Source organism: Chitinophaga sp. CF418 (assembly GCF_900142925.1).
In the GTDB taxonomy this organism is placed as follows: Bacteria; Bacteroidota; Bacteroidia; order Chitinophagales; family Chitinophagaceae; genus Chitinophaga.
In genome coordinates this window covers 1,007,882-1,027,088 of sequence record NZ_FRCN01000001.1, presented here as the reverse complement: position 1 = coordinate 1,027,088, position 19,207 = coordinate 1,007,882, and the positions used below count along the sequence as shown (strand labels likewise).

Sequence of the window (19,207 nt, the reverse complement as noted above, 5' to 3'; positions counted from 1 at the left end):
ACGTATGAAAACAATTAAAGGACCTGGAATTTTCCTGGCACAGTTTCTCGGAGACACTGCGCCTTTCAATAGCCTGGAGAGCATCTGTAAATGGTCGGCGGGATTAGGATTTAAAGGTGTACAGATCCCTACCTGGGATCCCCGTATGATAGACCTGCAAAAGGCTGCTGAGAGCAAGACCTATGCAGACGAGATCAAGGGTATCGTAAATGCGGCAGGGCTGGAGATCACTGAGTTGTCCACGCACCTGCAGGGACAGCTGGTGGCGGTACATCCTGCTTACAATGAACTGTTTGATGGTTTTGCTCCTGCCGATAAAAGGGGCAATGCAGCTGCCCGTACTGAATGGGCGGTAAATCAGCTGAAATATGCCGCAAAGGCAAGCCGTAACCTGGGCCTGAACGCACATGCTACCTTCAGTGGTGCATTGCTCTGGCATACGGTATATCCCTGGCCACAACGTCCGGCAGGACTGGTGGAAACAGGCTTTAAAGAACTGGCCAATCGCTGGCTGCCGATCCTGAATGAGTTTGATGCCAATGGTGTAGACCTCTGTTATGAGATCCATCCGGGCGAAGACCTGCACGATGGTATTTCTTACGAGCGTTTCCTGGAGGCTACCGGCAATCACAACCGCGCCTGCCTGCTGTACGATCCGAGCCATTTCGTGCTGCAATGCCTGGATTACCTGGAATACATCGATATCTATCACGAGAAGATCAAAATGTTCCACGTAAAAGATGCAGAATTCAATCCTACCGGCCGTTCCGGCGTATATGGCGGCTACCAGGGATGGATTGACCGTCCGGGACGTTTCCGTTCACTGGGAGATGGTCAGGTAGACTTTAAAGGCGTCTTCAGTAAGCTGACCCAATACGATTACAGTGGTTGGGCAGTGATGGAGTGGGAGTGCTGTATCAAACATCCGGAGGATGGTGCAAAAGAAGGTGCGCCGTTCATCCAGAACCACATTATCCGTGTAACTGAAAAAGCCTTTGACGACTTTGCAGGCGGCGGAGCTGATGAAGCCCTGAACAGAAAAGTATTAGGGCTGTAAGGTAGAGCGGTCAGCTGCAGATAAACAGTCATGAATGGGGAATAAGGGGACTGCTCATCATATAAAATATACACTGTTGTATAATGATGAGTATATTACCTTCCGGTCATTCGTAAAGCGTGATGCGATGCTGCTTTCGTTGGGATTATACCACAGGTAACAGAGCATGCTTATGTAAGTAATGCATGTTTTTTTATACTAGTCAATTTGTATTTAGGAACTTATAAACGATTGTAAAATGAGAATGCGTTTTTTGGCGCCGGTTGTATTATGTGCTGTAGTGCTGGCCTCCTGCGGTGGCGGCAGCAGCGAGAAACAAACTGAAAAGAAAGAAGAATCTGCCAGCGAAACACCGGCAGACAATTCAATGGTAACTCCAGGGGCAGCTGAAGCTGCGGCTTCCAAAGGAGCAGCCCTGATAGAGCAGAAGGATTGTAAAACCTGCCATAAAGTAGATGCTAAGCTGGTAGGTCCGGGTTACAATGAAGTAGCAAAGAAATATGAAGCTACTGAAGAGAACATCGAAATGCTGGCTAATAAAGTGATCAGCGGTGGTAGCGGTCATTGGGGTGAAGTAGCTATGACGCCTCATGCTGACCTGTCCAAAGATGATGCTAAGGAAATGGTAAAATATATCCTGACGCTGAAATAGTCGTCAGACGGCATTTTATATTGGTCTCTCAGCTTTCTAAATTAACTATCATATATAGCCGGTAGTTGCCTGTTCTGCCAACAGTGGGACAGTACTGCAACTATCGGCTATAGAAAAACTCAATTTGCAATGAAGCACATTATTCCCGTTCTGGCACTCAGTCTGATTACTCTCTCCACATCCGCACAGGAATTGAATACCCTCACCGCTAAAGAAAAGAAAGCGGGCTGGAAATTATTGTTCAACGGTAGCAATACCGAAGGCTGGCACACTTATCTGCAGAAAGATGCAAGTGCTGCCTGGAAAGTGCAGGACGGTGCACTGGCACTGGACCAGGAAGCCAAGAAGAACGGCGCTCCTGGTGGTGACCTGGTAACCAACGATGAGTACGAAAATTATGAATTAACCCTGGAGTGGAAGATCTCTGAAGGCGGTAACAGCGGTATCATTTTCGGCGTGCACGAAGATCCGCAGTTCAAAGCTACTTACCTCACCGGTCCTGAAATGCAGGTACTGGATGACGCTAAACACCCGGATGGTAAATACCCTAAACATAATTCCGGCGATCTGTACGACCTGAAGAAATCCGAGAAGAATGCTGTAAAACCTACAGGTGAGTGGAACAAGGTAAAGATCCTGAAGAAAGACGGTAAGCTGACCTTCTGGCTGAATGGTGTTAAAACCGTAGAAACCACCATGGGCAGCGAAGAGTGGAAAACATTGCTGGCCAACAGTAAATTCAAGACCTGGAAAGGCTTCGGCGAATATGCAAAAGGTCATATCGCTCTCCAGGATCATGGTAATGAGGTATGGTACCGTAACATCAAGATTCACGTACTGTAATACTACATACTCATGAGCAAGAACCACGTAAGAAAAACTACACTTTCGTTCCGTACGGAAGAACATCATAACCTGGCTTCCAACAAAGCAGGTAAAATAAGCATGGTCCCTTTCAGGACGGGACCATGCTTTATTGTAGCCCTTCTGCTGGCATTGGTTATCACGACAGATAGCTATGCAGCATCCTTCAAAAAGTCTCCCCGCTTACTGGTATTTTCCAAAACCGCCGGTTTCCGTCACGACTGTATCCCCGTTGCCAGACTGGCAATGATCAAACTGGGACAGGAGAATGGTTTTGCTGTAGATACAACAGAAGATGCCAGCGTGTTCAACGAGAAAGATCTGAAGCGCTATGCCGCAGTATTGTTCCTCAATACAACCGGTAATGTGCTGAATGATGAACAGCAGGCAGCGATGGAAAAATACATTCATAACGGTGGCGGGTATATGGGCATCCATGCAGCTACCGATACTGAATATGAGTGGCCCTGGTACAATAAACTGGCAGGTGCATGGTTCACCAGCCATCCTAAACAGCAACAGGCTACTTTGCTGGTGGTGGATCGTAACAACGATGCAACCCGCCACCTGCAGGAGAAATGGTCACGCTGGGATGAGTGGTACAACTTTAAAGACCTCAACCCGGATGTGCATGTGTTGATCAAAATTGATGAAAGCTCCTATGAAGGTGGGAAGAACGGAGATAATCATCCGATGAGCTGGTACCACGATTTTGAAGGAGGCCGTGCTTTTTATACTGAATTAGGCCATACTAAAGAGTCCTATGCCGATCCGGTATACCTGCAGCATGTATTGGGTGGTCTGCGCTATGCGATGAATTTAAAAGCCAAGAAATAAAGGATTAGTCCCTTTGCGGGATACGTCGTATAGAGTCGCCGTATCCCGTATTATCAATCAACATAAAAAATATCATGCAAATCAGGTACGTAATGATGGTGCTGGTATTACTGGGAACAGTAATGTCCGGCTGCCAGAAGAAAACCCGGCCCGGTAATCCAAGAGTACTGGTGTTCACTAAAACCGCCGGTTTCCGGCATGCTTCTATCCCGGCAGGAATCCAGGCTATTCAGAAATTGGGAAAAGAAAATGGCTTTGAAGTAGATACTACGGAGAACGCCGCCAATTTTACCGAAGATTCCCTGCAGAAATATGCAGCGGTGATCTTTCTGAATACCACTGGTGATGTATTGAACAATTACCAGGAAGCAGATTTCGAAAGATATATTCAGTCAGGCGGTGGCTTCGTGGGCATCCACGCTGCGACTGATACTGAATATGAGTGGGGGTGGTATGGTGAGCTGGTAGGTGCTTATTTCGATAATCATCCTGCCGGTACCCACAAGGCCAAACTGACGGTGAAGGACAAAACATTCCAGGCCACAGCTACGCTGCCTGATACATGGGAACATACCGACGAATGGTACAATTTTAAGAAGATCAACAAGAATACACACGTGTTGATCACAGTAGATGAAAAGACCTACGAAGGCGGTACCAACGGACCTGATCATCCTATCAGCTGGTACCACGATTTCGATGGAGGCCGTGCTTTTTATACAGAGCTAGGGCATACCAATGAATCATATACGGAACCGCAGTATCTCGCACACATCCTGGGTGGTATAAAATACGCTATCGGTAAAAATACCATGCTGGATTATGCACAGGCTACTACCTTGCGTGTGCCGGAAGAGAACAGGTTCACTAAGAACACGCTCATCTCAGGCGAGTTTTTCGAGCCAACTGAAATGACCATCCTGCCTGATCTCAGCATCCTGGTAGCGCAACGCCGGGGAGAGATCATGTATTACAACCAGGCTAGTCACAAACTGACACAGGCGGGTTTCCTGCGGGTATATTATAAAACTGAAACTCCTAATGTAAATGCAGAAGAAGGTGTGCTGGGTATGAGTGCAGACCCTGATTTTGCTAAGAACCATTATGTTTATATCTATTATTCTCCGGCAGATACTTCCGTGAACCGCTTGTCCCGTTTCAGGTTTGAGAACAACGTGCTGGATTCTTCATCTGAAAAGATCATCCTCCAGCTGTATTCTCAACGTAATATCTGCTGCCATACAGGTGGTTCTATCACCTTTGGTCCCGGAGGTCTGTTGTACGTGTCTACAGGCGATAACAGTACACCGTTTGACGAGCCGGGGCAGAAATATGTCAGCAATGGATATGCACCACTGGATGACCGTCCGGGACACCTGCAGTATGACGGTCGCCGTACATCTGCCAACACCAACGACCTGCGCGGAAAGATCCTGCGTATAAAGATCAACGAAGATGGTACTTACAGCATTCCGGAAGGGAACCTGTTCAAACCAGGTACGCCAAATACACGCCCTGAGATCTACGCAATGGGTACACGTAACCCTTACCGTATTTCTGTAGACCGTAAGAATGGATATCTCTACTGGGGTGAAGTAGGACCGGATGCCAACAACGACGATCCTAACCGTGGTCCGCGTGGTTATGATGAGATCAATCAGGCGAAGAAGCCCGGTAACTTTGGTTATCCGATGTTTGTAGGTAACAACTACGCCTACCATCTGTATGACTATGAAACAGGTAAGAGCGGCGCTGCTTTTGATCCTGCGAAGCCTGTGAACAATTCCCGCAATAATACCGGTATCAAGAACCTGCCACCGGCACAGCCGGCCTTCATCTGGTATCCTTATGCAAAATCGCCCGACTTCCCGTCAATGGGTAGCGGCGGCCGTAATGCAATGGCGGGACCTGTGTACTACAATGAATTCTATCCGAAGGAAACACGTTTCCCGGATTATTATAACAACAAATTCTTCATCTACGACTGGGTACGCGGCTGGATCAAAGCGGTGAGCTTTGACAAGGACTTCAACCTATCCAAGACAGAAGATTTTATACCGCATACAAAATTCAATGCCATCATCGATATGGAAATGGGGCCTGATGGTCGCCTTTATTTATTGGAATATGGCAATGGATGGTTTAGCAAGAATAAAGATGCCGGACTGTCCCGTATAGACTATAATGGTGGCAACCGTGCACCCGTAGCAGAGATCCATGTGGATAAACTGTCGGGAGGTCTGCCATTTAAAGCAAAACTGAGTGCGAAAGGATCTTCTGATCCTGATGGCGATCAGCTGACATATGTGTGGTACCTGGGCAATGGCAACAAGAAAGAAACCAAAGAGCCGGAAACAGAAGTGACTTATACTACCCCGGGTGAATATGCGGTATCCGTAGAAGTGCTGGATGGTAACGGTGCAAGCACCCGTAGTAGTGGTATAGAGTTGTATGCAGGTAATGAAACACCGGAAGTAAAGGTGAGCATAACTGGCAACCAGATGTTCTATTTCCTGGGCAAACCTGTTGCTTACAGTGTAAGTGTGAAGGATAAAGAAGATGGTTCTACTGCAGATGGTAAGATCGATGCTGCTAACCTGTATATCAGGGCCGACTATATGGAAGGTAATGATAAAGCTGGTATTCCTCAGCAGGGACATCAGATCATTACTGGTGCTATTGCCGGTAAGAACATGGTGGAATCAGGCGATTGTAAGACCTGTCATAAAGCAGATGAAAAATCTATCGGACCAAGCTTCAAACAGGTAGCAGAGAAATATAAAGATGATCCGAAAGCGCCTGATTACCTGGCAGATAAGATCATCAAAGGTGGTGGTGGTGTATGGGGCGAAACAGCGATGTCTGCACACCCTACCATAACACAGTCAGAGGCACATCAGCTGGTAGAATATGTTATGTCATTAGGTGGTAATACCAAGGCTGCACCATCATTGCCGGTAAGCGGTACTGTGGATGCTACAGCGGGTAAACCTGAAAAAGACAATGGTGTGTTGTACCTGATGGCCAGCTATACTGATAAAGGTGGTCCTGGTATCAAACCTATTACAGGTACGGATGCGATCACGCTGAGAAGTCCGAAAATACCTGCAGCATCATTTGATAAATCAGATGGTGTTTCTACCTTCGAATTTGATGGCAAGAAACTGTTGATACCTGCCGGCAGTGGATGGGCTACTTATAAGAATCTTGATCTTACGGCAGTGAGTGGTATTAACATCAACTATTTCACACAGGAGCCATTGCAGCATGGTTATATCGTGGAGATATTCCTGGATAAGGCAGATGGCCTGAAACTGGGAGAAGCGATCATTGGAGTGGGAGCTAAAGGAATGGCGCCTAATGCGGCGTTGATCTCTTTCGCACCGGTGACAGATGGCAAGAACCATACTTTGCATGTAGTGATTAAAGCTGCTGATCCGGCAGAGAAGACGGGGCTGGGAATATTGACGTTCCAGTTGATGAGTAAGTAGTATTAATTATCAGATAAAAACGAGCCCGTGTCTTTTGATACGGGCTCGTTTTTTTTTGCATAAGTAGCTTCGGTTTCAGTATGGGATGTCGGTCGGCGCCATGAACACCGTCGCCTGCGAAATAGTCGTCCGGTACTTCTTTTATATTACATGGCATGGTGGCCATTGATCAGTTCATTGATCACAAAAGGAACGGTCTTTAAGCAGGGTGAAAAAGGATGCTTTCATTTGAGTGCTTTGGGTGTGAATTTGTTTAACCAGATAGAAAATTAGTGGTATCAGTGGTAGCGCTTAGTCTCTTCCTATTATATATGGGTTATTTTCTTCTTTAACTTATATGTAATTGGTAGTTAAATATATGTAATTCTGCCTGTGCATTCCCTGTGGATAACTTGCCCATAAAATCGTTCACTACGCATAACGGATAGTAAGTGCCTGGCTAATTTTGATATTGTTAAGCCAAAATAACCATTTATGAGGACCACTGTGCAATTGAACCGAATACAAACACTGTTTAACCTGGAAGGGATGATGATCCCTATACCTGCCCGCAAATCAAACACATTTTAACTATTTAATTGATTGAGGATATTCCTCGGACCTGTTCGACCGCATTTAATCACCACTGTCCATGCCTTCCGGTGATTTGGATGCGGACGGATAGCTACTATTTCATCACAACTAAAAGTATCAGAGCTATATGAGAGGACAACAATCACTTTTCGATAATTATATTGAAAAGCCTGTTAAGAAAACAACCCGGAAGGGGCGTTCTGCTGATATGATCGCACTCAGGGACGAATGCTTGCTATACCGTTACTATTATCACATCAAATTACAGGGGAAGCGGTACGATATGGCGCTGCATGAATTGTCGACCGAATTCTGGATCAAGAACAGCAACATTATTTACCGCCTGCAATGTAATAGTGAAAGATTGGAGCAGATCATGAAAGAGGAGCAACCGGATTTAAAGCAATTAAGAGTATTATATCCCTGGTGGGCATGGTAAGGATAAACAAAAAACGCTGCAGATTCTGCAGCGTTTTTTGTTTTATTTAGTCGCTCGCTTTTCCTGATGTACAGGCGACCGCAGGATCCCGGGTGCAGGGTATAGTTTGATAGATGATCTGTCCTGACCACTTTTATTTCCCCGTCTTTATCTATAAATAGTCTTAGGGGAGTATGTCCGGTGGTGGTGTAGGGATCTCGCTTGTAACAGCAGGCACAGGGTACTCATTAAAGTTGAGGCTATAGGTGAGCACACGCACACGGAATGCATCGTGTTTGTCTGTTGTGGTGAGTGCCCGTATCCGGAACGCATCCCCTCTGTCTTCTGTGATCGTTTTGATACGTGTTAAGGGCGCTATTGCACCATTCGTCCATCCCTGTAATGCCCGGTGCAATTGCAGCTCTGCCTCGTAAAAGGCCAGCGCTGTGGGAGTATCCAGGAACGTGACACCGTCTGCCACTGTGATCTGCGTGGCCAGCCTGCATTGCAGCTCACCGGATACGGCTTGTGCATAACCAGTTAGCTCCGCATACGCGAGGTTGGTGAAATCAATAAATAAGCAGGGCCATTGGGAAGGGGCGCCATTGTAATTCTCCGTTTGAGAAAGTTCGGGGTATACGTCTTTAATCAAAGGTGCTTTCTCTCCAATAAGTGTTTCCAGTGAAAGGAAAAGATTCGAAAATAAACTATCCATTCTTTATTATTTAAAGTGATCAATTTCCGGTATAAAGGTCGGTGCAATTGGTTTCTTTTCCTTCGGCACTTTTAATGATTGGACAGCGGATGAAGTATGATTATGCAATAGAAGAATAAGCATTGTTTCCTGATTTTTTCAGCATGCGCCGATGTTGTTCCTTTGTATTGTAATCGCTTGCTGACACAGTAAGTAAAGTGTGAAAGAGGCAGTTTGTGAAAGTTATAATGTTAACCTCAGATGTTATTATTAAATACAATTGTACATGCAGATCCTGAGCAGACCGTCTTACAGCGGCTTGGCGACCAGGCATTCTCGGTGATCGTTTTAATTGGTATTGCATGGATCCTATGGAAACGCCAGATAAAACTGGAAGACCGTTTAACCCAATACCTGGATGACGACCGCGAGAAAATGATGGGCGTGATAGAGAACAACACGAAAGTGATGGAGCGGCTGGAAGATGTGCTGAACAGGAGTAACCCCAGGTAAGAAATGAGAAGAATAGATTTTATTGTTATCCATTGTACTGCAACCCCTCAGGATACCCGTCCTGAAGCCATCCAGCACTATTGGAAAGAAAATCTCAAATGGAAAAATCCCGGTTACCACTACCTGATAGAAGCATCGGGTGATGTAAGGCAACTGGCTACTGAAGAGCGTATCTGTAACGGCGTAGCAGGACATAATGCAAATAGCATCCACGTCAGTTATATCGGCGGGGTAGATGCTGATAACAAGCCATTGGACAACAGAACGCCTGCGCAGCGGCAATCAATGCGGGTATTGATCATGAAGTTGAAGAAACAGTATCCGCAAGCGCAAATCCAGGGCCACCGGGATTTTCCATTTGTTAAGAAAGCGTGCCCCGGTTTTGATGCACGCCAGGAGTTCAGCGATTTATAAAAAATATACCTATGACATTTTGTAGAAAGACCGGATCAAAGATCAAACAGGTATTGCAACAGTTTGATTCTTTCATCGAACGGTACGCTGAAGAAGCGCTGCAGGTGACGAAGATCATCCAATCAGCGCTGGAAAGCCCGGTGGCGGACTTGTTGGAAGCGATCATTCCCGGAGATGCGGACACCATTTTTAAGAACAAATTATTACAGGCGCTGGAAATAGGCATTGACGCGCTAAGCATCGTGAATACCTGCCGGCAGGAGGCCAGTCTGGAAGCAAAGCTCCATTGCTTTGTGAATGGACTGAAAACAGTATCGCCGGATCTGCAGGATGCAGTATTCCAAAAGCTGCAAAGCATTCTCCTGCGTGAACTGGATGGCAATACCAGGAAGCAGAATATTTACGATCTGTTTAGCCAGGCAGCTTACAGCAATAGTAAATAGCATTTAAACCAATTACAATGAACCAAAAAAAGTAAGAAATGGGATTACCAAAAGTAGCAATTACATTAGGAAACGGTAACCTGGGAGCGAATGCTGCCAGCAATGATGGAGTAGCGGGATTGGTGCTGACCGGCGTAGCAACAACCAACCTGCCTCTGAGCACTCCAAAAGTGATCTTTAGCCTGAGCGAAGCAGAAGACCTCGGCATCCTGGCTGGGGGCGGCAATGCCAGCGCATACCGTCACATCAAAGAATTTTATGACCTGGCAGGTGAAGGCGCTGAGCTGCATATCATGACTGTTGCAGACACTGTAACGCTCACACAGGCGGCAGACCTGACGAATGCCAATGGCGCCGCAAAACTGCTGAACGCAGCACAAGGCCGTATCCGTTTATTAGGCCTTACCCGTAACCCCGCGGCTGCCTATGTACCGGATCTGACAGCCGGCCTGGATAAGGATAGCCTGGATGCTATTACCATGGCGCAACAATTAGCGCTGACATTTGGCGCGGAGTACAAACCTGTACGTATACTGATTGAAGGCCGTGAACTGGATACCGCCAACCTCGCTGCCTTAAAAGACCTGCGCACTTATACCGCTAATCATGTTGGCGTGGTAATAGGCAGCACCACTAACGATGGCAGCGCTGCTGTAGGCTTAGTGCTGGGACGTGCAGCCTCCATTCCTGTGCAGCGTAATATCGGCCGTGTAAAAGATGGCGCTTTGCCCGTACTGGCGGCATATGTGAACGCCACCAAAGCAGAAGAGCTTAGTTCCGGCGATCTGTTGCATGACAGAGGCTACATCTTCCTCCGCACATTTGTTGGCCGCTCCGGTTATTATCTGAATGACGACCCCATGTGTGCACCTGTTACAGACGACTACAGCCAGCTGGCATTGGGCCGTGTAATAGACAAGGCCATCATGATCGCCTATCAGACTTATGTGGATGAACTGAATGATGAGATCACCATTGACGAAAACGGTAAGATCAGCGTGCCTGTTATCAAGTATCTGCAGAGCAGGATTGAATCTGCTGTAAACCTTGGCATGGTCGACGAGATCAGTTCTTTCAGCGCGAACATCGACGCCAGCCAGAATGTGCTGAGCACAGGCAAGCTCACCGTAAAAGCAGCTATTGTACCTGTGGGATACACCAAAACAATAGAAGTATTGCTTGGCTTCACTAATCCTGCTTTACAGTAAGCCGTTATTCACTCTAAAAACAAACCATTATGATTTTTGACAACAAAGAATGCACCTGGGCCAACATGAAGGTGGTAGTGCTGGGTAAAGAACTGGTAGGTATCCGTGGTATTAAATACAAGCTGCTGCAGGAAAAGGAACATCTGCATGGCGCTGGTGATGAACCTATCGGCATTCAACGCGGCAAACGTACTTATGAAGGCGAGATAAAGCTGCTGAAATTCGAATACGATGTATTGGAAGATGCTGTAAAAGCAGCTGGCGGCAGGGATCTGCTGGACCTTACTGCAGATATCGTTGTTACCTATGTGAAAGATGTCACCTCCGCTCCGCGTACGGATATTATCCGCGGCTTCCAGTTCAAGGAATTTGAAAAGGGCTGGGAACAAGGCGCGAAGTTCATGGAGATCACCATGCCTATCGTTTTCATGGGCCTGCAACAGAACGTATAATCACATTGCACGATCACCTTATTTAAAAACAATACCTATACACTAACATACTATGACAGTAGAAAAACCGGTAGCTATTACCAAAGATCACATTGATGCCTGGAAGCAGAAATATAAAGATGTATTTAAGCTGACAGCTACAGACGGAAAAGTCGGTTATTGCCGGAAACCTAACAGGGACGAAGTAAGTTATGCCATGACGCTGATCACAGGCGATCCGCTGGCTTATCATGAGACCATCCTGAAATCCACCTGGCTGGGTGGGGATGATGAGATCCTGAATGACAAGTCTTACCTGTATGGCCTGGGGGCGCAGCTGGATAAACTGCTGGAAGCAAAGAAGGTTGAAGTGGAAAAGCTCTAAGCGAGGCGTCCGGCGATTTTGAAAAGAACCCCTTAGGGTATATTCAAACGCTGTTCGAATATTACCTGCCCCAGGTTGACACCTCGCAGCTGACTGACGCACAGTGGGCAGAAAAATTTGCGCAACTGCACGATATACGGCAGCGGGAGTTAAAGGGATTGCCATTACTCTCAAGGTAGAGATCGTGCAAAAAAATAACAAAATGGCAAGAACAACAAGTGAGGAGTTAAATCAAATGGGAGCGGCCGCCGGTTTTGCTGCCAATAGGATCTCCATGCTGCATGAAACCGCCATGTCAGGTGCGAAGGCCCTGAGCTCGTCAGCAAACGAGCTCAGGGATCGCTTCGCCAACGGGCCGGTGGCCCCTGGTGGCGTGCCACCGGTCAGGCATGGTCCTTCATCCAGAAACGAACCAACCGGCAGGAATGATTACGGTGATCCTGCAGGCAATCCCGGAAGCAGCACCGGAAGCAGTGCTTCCACTCCTGCTTCAGCCCCGGCCAAAGAGGAGAAGAAAGGTAAGGAGATGGACCTTGGCGGCCTTCTGAAACAGGGAACATCCATGTTAAAGATGGCAATGGACCTGCAAGAGACACAGAAGTCCTTTGAGCTGCTTACTGGCAGCGCGTTTAAGGCACAGGAGCTGATGAGCAGCCTCCAAAATATGGCCTTTAAAACACCTTTTAGCCCCTCTGAGCTGATGAAAGATGCCGAAGCGCTGTTACAATCCGGTACAGCTGCAGACGACGTAATGAAGACGCTTATCCTGCTGGGCGATGCAAGTAATGGCAATAAAGAGCACATGGAGAGCATGGTCAAAGCTTTCACAGACGTGCAGTTAGGCGGTGTACTTACATCCGATGCATTGAAGGGAATGGTAGGCGCCGGTTTTAATCCGCTGGAGGAGATGTCGAAGAAAACAGGCCTTTCCATGGACGACTTAAAGACGAAGATGGAAGCTGGCCAGATAACAGTCGGCATGTTATCTGAATCGCTGGCATTAGCAGCCGGGCCTGGAGGAGAGTTCTTTGGTTCTATGACTGATCAGAGTAGCACCGCCTCGGGAAGATGGCAGGAGTTCAGCGAACGGCTGGAGGCTGCAGGCACCACGCTTGCATCCGGTCTGTTACCCACTGTAACGATGTTTGTGGATAATGCGCTGATGCCGATGGTAGGCGCCCTGCAGTGGGTAGCCGGCCTGATCTCAGAGCACAAGGAACTATTCGGGATCCTGGCTATGGCCATAGGCGGTGCATATCTTGGTTACCAGGCGCTTACTATGTGGCAGAATCTATCAGCCACAGCACAGGCGCTGCTTAATGCAGCGATGAACCTTTGCCCGGCAGCGTGGGTGGCCCTGGCTGTGGGAGCCGTTATAGGAGCGGTATTATATGCCTGGAACACATTTGCCGGATTCAGAGGAGCTATTATGGGCGCCTGGGAGGCACTGAAAGGCTTTGCGTCATTGATCTGGGATTTTGTTGTAGACAGTATCAAAGGAGTGATCAATGGGATCAGCGGCCTTGGACAGGCGCTTATGTATGTGTTCAAGGGCGATTGGAGCAAGGCATGGGAAACGGGTAAGCAGGCGGTGAAAGACCTGGTGGGAGTAGATGCGATGAAACATGCGGCTGACAATGCCTCCAAATTAGGTACCGCAGTGTCTAAAGCATATAATGACGAGATCAATAAGAAACCCGCGTCTAAGCCAGCGCTTGAACCGCCTGCGGCTCCTGCCATGGCGCCAAGGGCGGCCGGATGGAGTGTTGCCGCTCCGGGTAAAACGCCTGCATCATCCAGCCTTGATCTTGTGCCGCCTGGCTATGGACCTGCATCAACAGCGAAGCAACCAAGTGCGCTTGATACGCTGAAGAATGCAACACCCGTTAAGACACCGGCCAAACCTGCCGGGCCGGCTTCAACTAAAATGAAACCGGCAACAGAGCATACCGCTGTCAGCAGGGGCCCTGAGCCATCAGGCGGCGGAGGAACGGGCGCCAGGGATAAAGTAGATGGTATCACCAACGGAGGAGCGCGTAGTATCATTATCAACCTGCAAAAGCTTTTTGATAATATAAACATCAGCTCTACCACTATTAAGGAAGGTGTATCGGAGATGGAGGAAATAGTGACAGAAGCCCTGTTGCGTGTTTTGAATAGTGCAAATGCATTACCCCCACAACAACAAGTTTAATCATGGCAATTAGTTTTAACGTACAGAAAATTTTCAAAGACACGTGGGGGTACAACCCCGCGGTCTTTGATGTAAACCCTCAGCATATTATCCGCCAGCCGCAGCAGTCGTCAAAGATGGCTAATTACTTCGGCAGGGATCTTTCGGGGCGCTCCTATTTCATGCCTGTGAAACTGGGGCAAGTGGACCTTCCCAACCCGGTGATCAAGGTCACCAACAAGAAAACGCTCGTAGAAACGGCCCTGGTAGGCCGCATAGGTACGGTAAAAGAACTGATAGGGCAGGAAGATTATAAGATCAATATCAAAGGGATCATCATTATGGAGGATAGCACCTACCCGGAAGATATGATCGCTACCATCCATGAGCTTTACAGCAAGAACACCAGTTTAACGATCAGCAGCGCATTAACGAATATTTTCCTGACGGATAACAATAGTGTGGTGATCACAGATATCAGCTGGCCGGAAATAGCAGGCGTGCAGAATGTGAAGACATATGAAATGAACCTGCTGAGTGACAGACCATTTGAACTAATACTTAAATAAATGTTTGTACTTAAATGCAAGATAATAATAGGTAAGTATAAGATGGTGGCCGCCACAGCTGTGAAGATAAAAAGGAGCATCTATTCCTATGTTGACACCGCCTCCATTACGCTACCTGCATCTGCCCGGTTAAAGGATAACGCGGCCAATGTGCCTGCATCTGTTTCAACATCCGCGAACTTCAAGGAAGGTGATATGGTGGAGATCTGGTTGGGATATGATAATGAAGCTGATCTTCATCTTGAATTCAGCGGATTTGTGAAAAGGGTGAATGCGACTATGCCCTGTGTGATAGAATGTGAGGGATACAGCTGGCAATTGAGCAGAAAAAATGTGCATTGGTCAACCGGAAAAACGCCCGAAAAACTGAAAAGCCTTTTGTCAAAAGTGGTGGAAGGAACAGACATCACCCTGAGCAAAGATATACCGGATATGGAGGTGCAACAGATCAGCGAAGGGGATATCAGTGGAACGGAAGTATTGGAATGGCTGAAAAAGAACCTCTACCTCACCGTCTATTTTGCCGGAAAGGAGTTGTATGCCGGATTGGCCTACCTGGATATGAAGGATAAAGGGAAGATCAAATACCGCGTAGGATGGAACCTGGTAAAGGATAACGAGTTAAAGTTCAGGAAGGCAGACGATATAAAACTCCTGGTGAAGATGATCTCCTTTAATAACAGGAATGAGGCTGTTAAAGCCGAAGCCGGCGACAGTAACGGCGCTATCCGGACCCTTTTTGCGCAGCATAACACGCCGGCGTCAGAACTGAAGAAAATGGCTGAAAAAAATGCGAAGGAGCTGCGCTACGATGGTTATGAAGGAAAAGTAACAGGCTTCCTGGAGCCGTTTGCCCTGCCTGGTTATAGCGTTGTACTGCAGGATCCAAACTACAGCGAACGGGAAGGCACTTATCTGATTGAAAGCACCGAAGTGAATTTTGGCAGCGGTGGCGGAAGAAGGATCTGCGAAATAGGCCCCAAAATAAGTAAGTAATTATGAGCAAACAACAGTCAAAATTGATTGAGGCGCTCAGAAACCTGAGCAAGGAAAAAGCCACCATCATACCCGCGCAGGTGGAGGAATCAAATAAAGAGACAGCGACCATCGACGTAGTGACCTTTGAAGGCGTGCATATATATGATGTACGATTACGATCAGTGATAGATAAAGATGGTAAAGGCGTGCTCATATTCCCCGTTAAGGGTAGCAGCGTGCTGATGGCCAGGATCAACAGGAGCGACAACTACATTGTGATCAGCGTACAGGAGCCGGAGCTGCTGAAATGTACAGTAGGTGAAAAATACCTGGAGCTGGATAAGGATGGCCTGCAGCTAAGCGCCGGTGAGGAGTCCCTGAAGAAATGCCTGGATGATCTCCTGGACGAGATCTTAACCATCTATGCCCCCATGAACAAGTCTGCCTTTACAGATATCAAAAAACGATTAGCTAAACTTTTAAAATGATCATATGCCCCTGAACAAAAACGCACTGGAACAAAGTATCAAGAGTGCATTTAAAAACATGAAGGATGGAAATGGCGATGAAGAACAAGCGCTGAATACCCTTTGCAGCAAGCTGGCTGAGGCGGTGGACGCCTTTGTTAAAACCGCGCAGATCAATTACATCACCGGCCTTGGTACTCCTGGCGGAGGACCGGTATCCGGAACATTTCAAGGTAATTTATCATGAAAGACATATTGTTAAATGAAGAACTGGACCTGGATATACGGGCCGGTGACCTAAATGCCGGTTACAGCGATCTGCAGCACCAGGAGCTGATATTGATAAACAACCGCGGAAACATAAAAGAGTTTCCCGTAGTTGGGGTGGATGCTTTTGGCTACCTGCAGGATAATGATACTGCGGCTTTGTTACAGGAGATCCGCAGGCAGTTTACAGCTGATGGCATGCGGGTGAAAACGATCAACATTAAGGACGATGGCCAGCTAAATATTGATGCAGTTTATGGAGACAATTAATGTAAAACCCCACCAGTGCCTGATGGACCTATCCATGCAGCAGAAGGGCAGTATTAATGCCCTGTTCGACTTTGCAGTGGCGAATGGTATCAGTATCACCGATGATCTTACATCCGGCAGCGCCTTATGGGTGCCTGATGTGGAAGTCATTGACCGGCGTACACTCCTGACTTTGAAGGAGGAACTGGTAATACCTGCCAACGGCTATACTGTAGAAGACGAAGCCGCCATCAAGGGCGGTATCGGCTACATGGGGATACAGATGGACTTCCGTGTGAGTTAAAAAGTAAAAAAAGTATTATGGCAAGAACAATCACCGAAATACAGGATGATATTATCAGCAGGATCAGCGCGACAGCAGGGCTGGCTGAGCTGAACAGCACCAGCAAAACAGCTGTATGGCGGATGTGGACCTACATTGTAGCCGTAACGGTATGGGCGTTGGAAAACCTGTTTGACGTACACAAAAATGAGGTGAATACACTCATTAATGAAAAGGCGCCGCACAGCCTGCGATGGTATGCCAACAAATCAAAGAATTTCCAATATGGCGCGGAGCTGGTGCATGAAGAAGATTATTATGATAATTCCAATCGTTCTGAGGAGGACGTAGCTGCACAAAAGATCATTGCCTTTAGCGCTGTAGCAGAACAGGAAAAAGGCTTGCGGATCAAGGTGGCCAGGATCAAGGATGACGATCTGGATGCCCTGGAGCCAGGGCAGCTGGAAGCATTTGTGGAATATATGAACCGCATTAAAGATGCCGGCGTTAATCCGCTAGTCATAGAAAGCAGGCCGGCAGACAGGTTGCGGTTGTCGCTGAATATCTATTATAATCCGCTGGTGCTGGATAATACCGGTGCAAGGCTGGATGGCACCGATCCGGACCCTGTAGGGAAGAAGGTAAGGGAATACCTGAAGAACCTGCCCTTTAACGGCACCATGGTGCTGGCTTACCTGGTGGATGCATTGCAGCAGGTGGACGGCGTAGTGATCCCTCATATTTCGCAGGCGCGTGCAAGTTATGGAGAGATCTCCCCGATTGCATTTGATGTGAAATACAATCCTGACGCCGGTTATCTCCGGATACTGGATGCAGATGGTCTGCAGATTTCTTATATCCCACAAAGCGTGATCATATGAGTAAGCTATTCGATGTAGATTACCCCAAACTGGTACGGCTCCTGTTGCCGCCGAGATTGAGGAAGATAAAACATGTGGCCTGGCTACAGGCGTTGACAAATCCTGTGAACTACCTGTACCAGCAATTCCGGCGTAACAGGGATGCAAACCTCTACCGGCTTTATATTACACCACAGGTAGTGTATATGGAAAGACTGCTGAATGACCGGTATGATATATCGCTGCGCAGGATCCGGATCAAGGACGCGTTGGTATATGCGCCTCAGTATATCTATCAGGATCAGGAGCTGAAGCCAGTGTACATCTATCAGGAAGAAGAGAATAACCCGGTATACCTGTTTACAGATGACGAAATAGGGAGCGACTCAGTTAATTTCTATGTGCTGATGCCCTCCGATCTGATCTATAATGAAAATGAAATGACGGCATTGATCGACAACTATAAGCTGGCCGGCAAGCGCTATAAAATTCAAAAAGTATGAACAAAGTAGAACAACTTACAAACCTCGGCGGGTTCCCTATGACCCAGTATACGCTGGACTTTATGCAGCAATCGTACCGGGGTGCGCTGGGCGCATTAGCCAACCTGGTGGGCAGTGCTGTGATCGTGTCCGGTATGGAGGAGAACGGCAATATCGTAGGCAATGGCTGGATCAGCTATAATGGAGAGTTACTTCCCTTTACAGGTGGCCCCAAACAATCTACCTGGATCATTGAAGAAGCAACCGAGAACCGGCTTTTTGCAGACCAGGTGAGCCGCACCGTGTATTTTACCCGTAAGGCCAGGTTTGCAGCTGGCGGTATCCCATACAGCAGCTTGCAGCGCATAGACACGCTGATAGGATTAAAAAGCACGCTGGCCGCGATGGAAGCCCGGATCTCACAGCAGATCGACAGGGTATGGAAACGGGGTGATATTATTGAGATTGACTGCAGCGGAGATTACCTGGCTGCGAATTTTGATGGTAGCGGCCTTGGAAGGAATGAAAGAACCGGATGGGCCATCTGCAACGGCAACAACGGCACCCGCAACCGGGGAGGCAGATTCCCTATTGGTTATGATCCATTCAGGTGGGAATATAACGTGATTGGCAATATGGGAGGTCAGGAAACAGTGTCGCTGAGCGTTGGACAACTACCGCCCCATATGCACAAAGGAGCTACCCTGGTATCCGCGCGCGGAAATCCCGACGATGGTGGTGCAAGGGACAGCGCCAACAATAACTTTTACATTAACGCAGCCAGGGAGCAAGAAGCAAAGTATAGACACACCCTTGATACCACTTATACGGGATCTGGTGAAGCGCATGAAAACCGTCCCCCTTACATTGTTTCCCTCTGGATAATGAAATTATAATCA

At 47.5% G+C, this 19,207-nt stretch carries 23 protein-coding genes; 22 read left to right on the top strand and 1 reads right to left on the bottom strand.

Annotation, left to right across the window (positions count from 1 at the left end; all coding sequences use genetic code 11):
• Nucleotides 1-4: 4 nt before the first annotated feature.
• From F3I09_RS04250 to F3I09_RS04225, 6 genes are all read left to right on the top strand, one after another.
• Nucleotides 5-1,057, top strand: a complete 1,053-nt coding sequence (locus tag F3I09_RS04250; protein ID WP_149693781.1) for a sugar phosphate isomerase/epimerase — start codon at nt 5-7, stop codon at nt 1,055-1,057.
• A 238-nt stretch (nt 1,058-1,295) separates the two neighbouring features.
• The gene (locus tag F3I09_RS04245; protein WP_149693780.1) at nt 1,296-1,709 is read left to right on the top strand and encodes a c-type cytochrome; all 414 of its coding nucleotides are present in this window, start codon (nt 1,296-1,298) and stop codon (nt 1,707-1,709) included.
• Between the two features lie 129 nt (nt 1,710-1,838).
• Nucleotides 1,839-2,552 carry a DUF1080 domain-containing protein gene (locus tag F3I09_RS04240; protein ID WP_149693779.1) on the top strand — a complete coding sequence of 238 codons (714 nt, stop codon included), beginning with the start codon at nt 1,839-1,841 and terminating at the stop codon, nt 2,550-2,552.
• A 12-nt stretch (nt 2,553-2,564) separates the two neighbouring features.
• On the top strand, nt 2,565-3,410 hold the full coding sequence (locus F3I09_RS04235; protein WP_223233127.1) for a ThuA domain-containing protein: 846 nt from the start codon (nt 2,565-2,567) through the stop codon (nt 3,408-3,410).
• Nucleotides 3,411-3,484: 74 nt separating this feature from the next.
• Entirely contained in the window at nt 3,485-6,901 is a 3,417-nt protein-coding gene (locus tag F3I09_RS04230) for a ThuA domain-containing protein (protein WP_149693778.1), read from the top strand.
• A gap of 700 nt (nt 6,902-7,601) precedes the next feature.
• Nucleotides 7,602-7,913, top strand: coding sequence for a transposase (locus tag F3I09_RS04225; RefSeq protein ID WP_149693777.1), 312 nt, complete (start codon nt 7,602-7,604; stop codon nt 7,911-7,913).
• A gap of 163 nt (nt 7,914-8,076) precedes the next feature.
• On the opposite strand, the gene F3I09_RS04220 is transcribed toward F3I09_RS04225, so the two are convergent.
• Nucleotides 8,077-8,607, bottom strand: a complete 531-nt coding sequence (locus F3I09_RS04220) for a hypothetical protein (RefSeq protein ID WP_149693776.1) — start codon at nt 8,605-8,607, stop codon at nt 8,077-8,079.
• Between the two features lie 240 nt (nt 8,608-8,847).
• On the opposite strand from F3I09_RS04220, the gene F3I09_RS04215 reads away from it, so the two are divergent.
• The 16 genes from F3I09_RS04215 (at nt 8,848) to F3I09_RS04140 (ending at nt 19,204) form a co-directional block, all read left to right on the top strand.
• The gene (locus tag F3I09_RS04215; RefSeq protein ID WP_149693775.1) at nt 8,848-9,099 is read left to right on the top strand and encodes a hypothetical protein; all 252 of its coding nucleotides are present in this window, start codon (nt 8,848-8,850) and stop codon (nt 9,097-9,099) included.
• A gap of 3 nt (nt 9,100-9,102) precedes the next feature.
• Nucleotides 9,103-9,513, top strand: a complete 411-nt coding sequence (locus F3I09_RS04210) for an N-acetylmuramoyl-L-alanine amidase (RefSeq protein WP_149693774.1) — start codon at nt 9,103-9,105, stop codon at nt 9,511-9,513.
• A gap of 11 nt (nt 9,514-9,524) precedes the next feature.
• The gene (locus tag F3I09_RS04205) at nt 9,525-9,956 is read left to right on the top strand and encodes a hypothetical protein (RefSeq protein WP_149693773.1); all 432 of its coding nucleotides are present in this window, start codon (nt 9,525-9,527) and stop codon (nt 9,954-9,956) included.
• A 38-nt stretch (nt 9,957-9,994) separates the two neighbouring features.
• Nucleotides 9,995-11,164 carry a DUF2586 family protein gene (locus F3I09_RS04200; RefSeq protein WP_149693772.1) on the top strand — a complete coding sequence of 390 codons (1,170 nt, stop codon included), beginning with the start codon at nt 9,995-9,997 and terminating at the stop codon, nt 11,162-11,164.
• Nucleotides 11,165-11,193: 29 nt separating this feature from the next.
• Nucleotides 11,194-11,616, top strand: coding sequence for a hypothetical protein (locus F3I09_RS04195; protein ID WP_149693771.1), 423 nt, complete (start codon nt 11,194-11,196; stop codon nt 11,614-11,616).
• 52 nt (nt 11,617-11,668) lie between these two features.
• Nucleotides 11,669-11,980, top strand: coding sequence for a hypothetical protein (locus F3I09_RS04190; protein WP_149693770.1), 312 nt, complete (start codon nt 11,669-11,671; stop codon nt 11,978-11,980).
• A gap of 202 nt (nt 11,981-12,182) precedes the next feature.
• On the top strand, nt 12,183-14,174 hold the full coding sequence (locus tag F3I09_RS04185) for a tape measure protein (protein ID WP_149693769.1): 1,992 nt from the start codon (nt 12,183-12,185) through the stop codon (nt 14,172-14,174).
• Between the two features lie 2 nt (nt 14,175-14,176).
• Nucleotides 14,177-14,722, top strand: coding sequence for a DUF6046 domain-containing protein (locus tag F3I09_RS04180; protein ID WP_149693768.1), 546 nt, complete (start codon nt 14,177-14,179; stop codon nt 14,720-14,722).
• Nucleotides 14,723-15,718, top strand: coding sequence for a hypothetical protein (locus F3I09_RS04175; protein WP_149693767.1), 996 nt, complete (start codon nt 14,723-14,725; stop codon nt 15,716-15,718). It begins immediately after the preceding gene.
• 2 nt (nt 15,719-15,720) lie between these two features.
• Nucleotides 15,721-16,188, top strand: a complete 468-nt coding sequence (locus tag F3I09_RS04170; protein WP_149693766.1) for a hypothetical protein — start codon at nt 15,721-15,723, stop codon at nt 16,186-16,188.
• A gap of 4 nt (nt 16,189-16,192) precedes the next feature.
• Nucleotides 16,193-16,414, top strand: a complete 222-nt coding sequence (locus F3I09_RS04165) for a hypothetical protein (RefSeq protein ID WP_149693765.1) — start codon at nt 16,193-16,195, stop codon at nt 16,412-16,414.
• Entirely contained in the window at nt 16,411-16,704 is a 294-nt protein-coding gene (locus tag F3I09_RS04160) for an oxidase (RefSeq protein ID WP_149693764.1), read from the top strand. The genes F3I09_RS04165 and F3I09_RS04160 overlap by 4 nt, the downstream gene beginning before the upstream one ends.
• Nucleotides 16,691-16,987: a hypothetical protein gene (locus tag F3I09_RS04155; RefSeq protein ID WP_149693763.1), complete on the top strand. Its 297-nt coding sequence runs from the start codon at nt 16,691-16,693 to the stop codon at nt 16,985-16,987. The genes F3I09_RS04160 and F3I09_RS04155 overlap by 14 nt, the downstream gene beginning before the upstream one ends.
• A gap of 17 nt (nt 16,988-17,004) precedes the next feature.
• Nucleotides 17,005-17,847, top strand: coding sequence for a nucleotidyltransferase (locus tag F3I09_RS04150; protein ID WP_149693762.1), 843 nt, complete (start codon nt 17,005-17,007; stop codon nt 17,845-17,847).
• Nucleotides 17,844-18,329 (top strand): hypothetical protein, encoded by a 486-nt coding sequence (locus tag F3I09_RS04145; RefSeq protein ID WP_149693761.1) that lies wholly within the window; start codon nt 17,844-17,846, stop codon nt 18,327-18,329. The genes F3I09_RS04150 and F3I09_RS04145 overlap by 4 nt, the downstream gene beginning before the upstream one ends.
• Nucleotides 18,326-19,204 (top strand): hypothetical protein, encoded by an 879-nt coding sequence (locus tag F3I09_RS04140; protein ID WP_149693760.1) that lies wholly within the window; start codon nt 18,326-18,328, stop codon nt 19,202-19,204. Before F3I09_RS04145 ends, F3I09_RS04140 begins: the two co-directional genes overlap by 4 nt.
• Nucleotides 19,205-19,207: the final 3 nt, after the last annotated feature.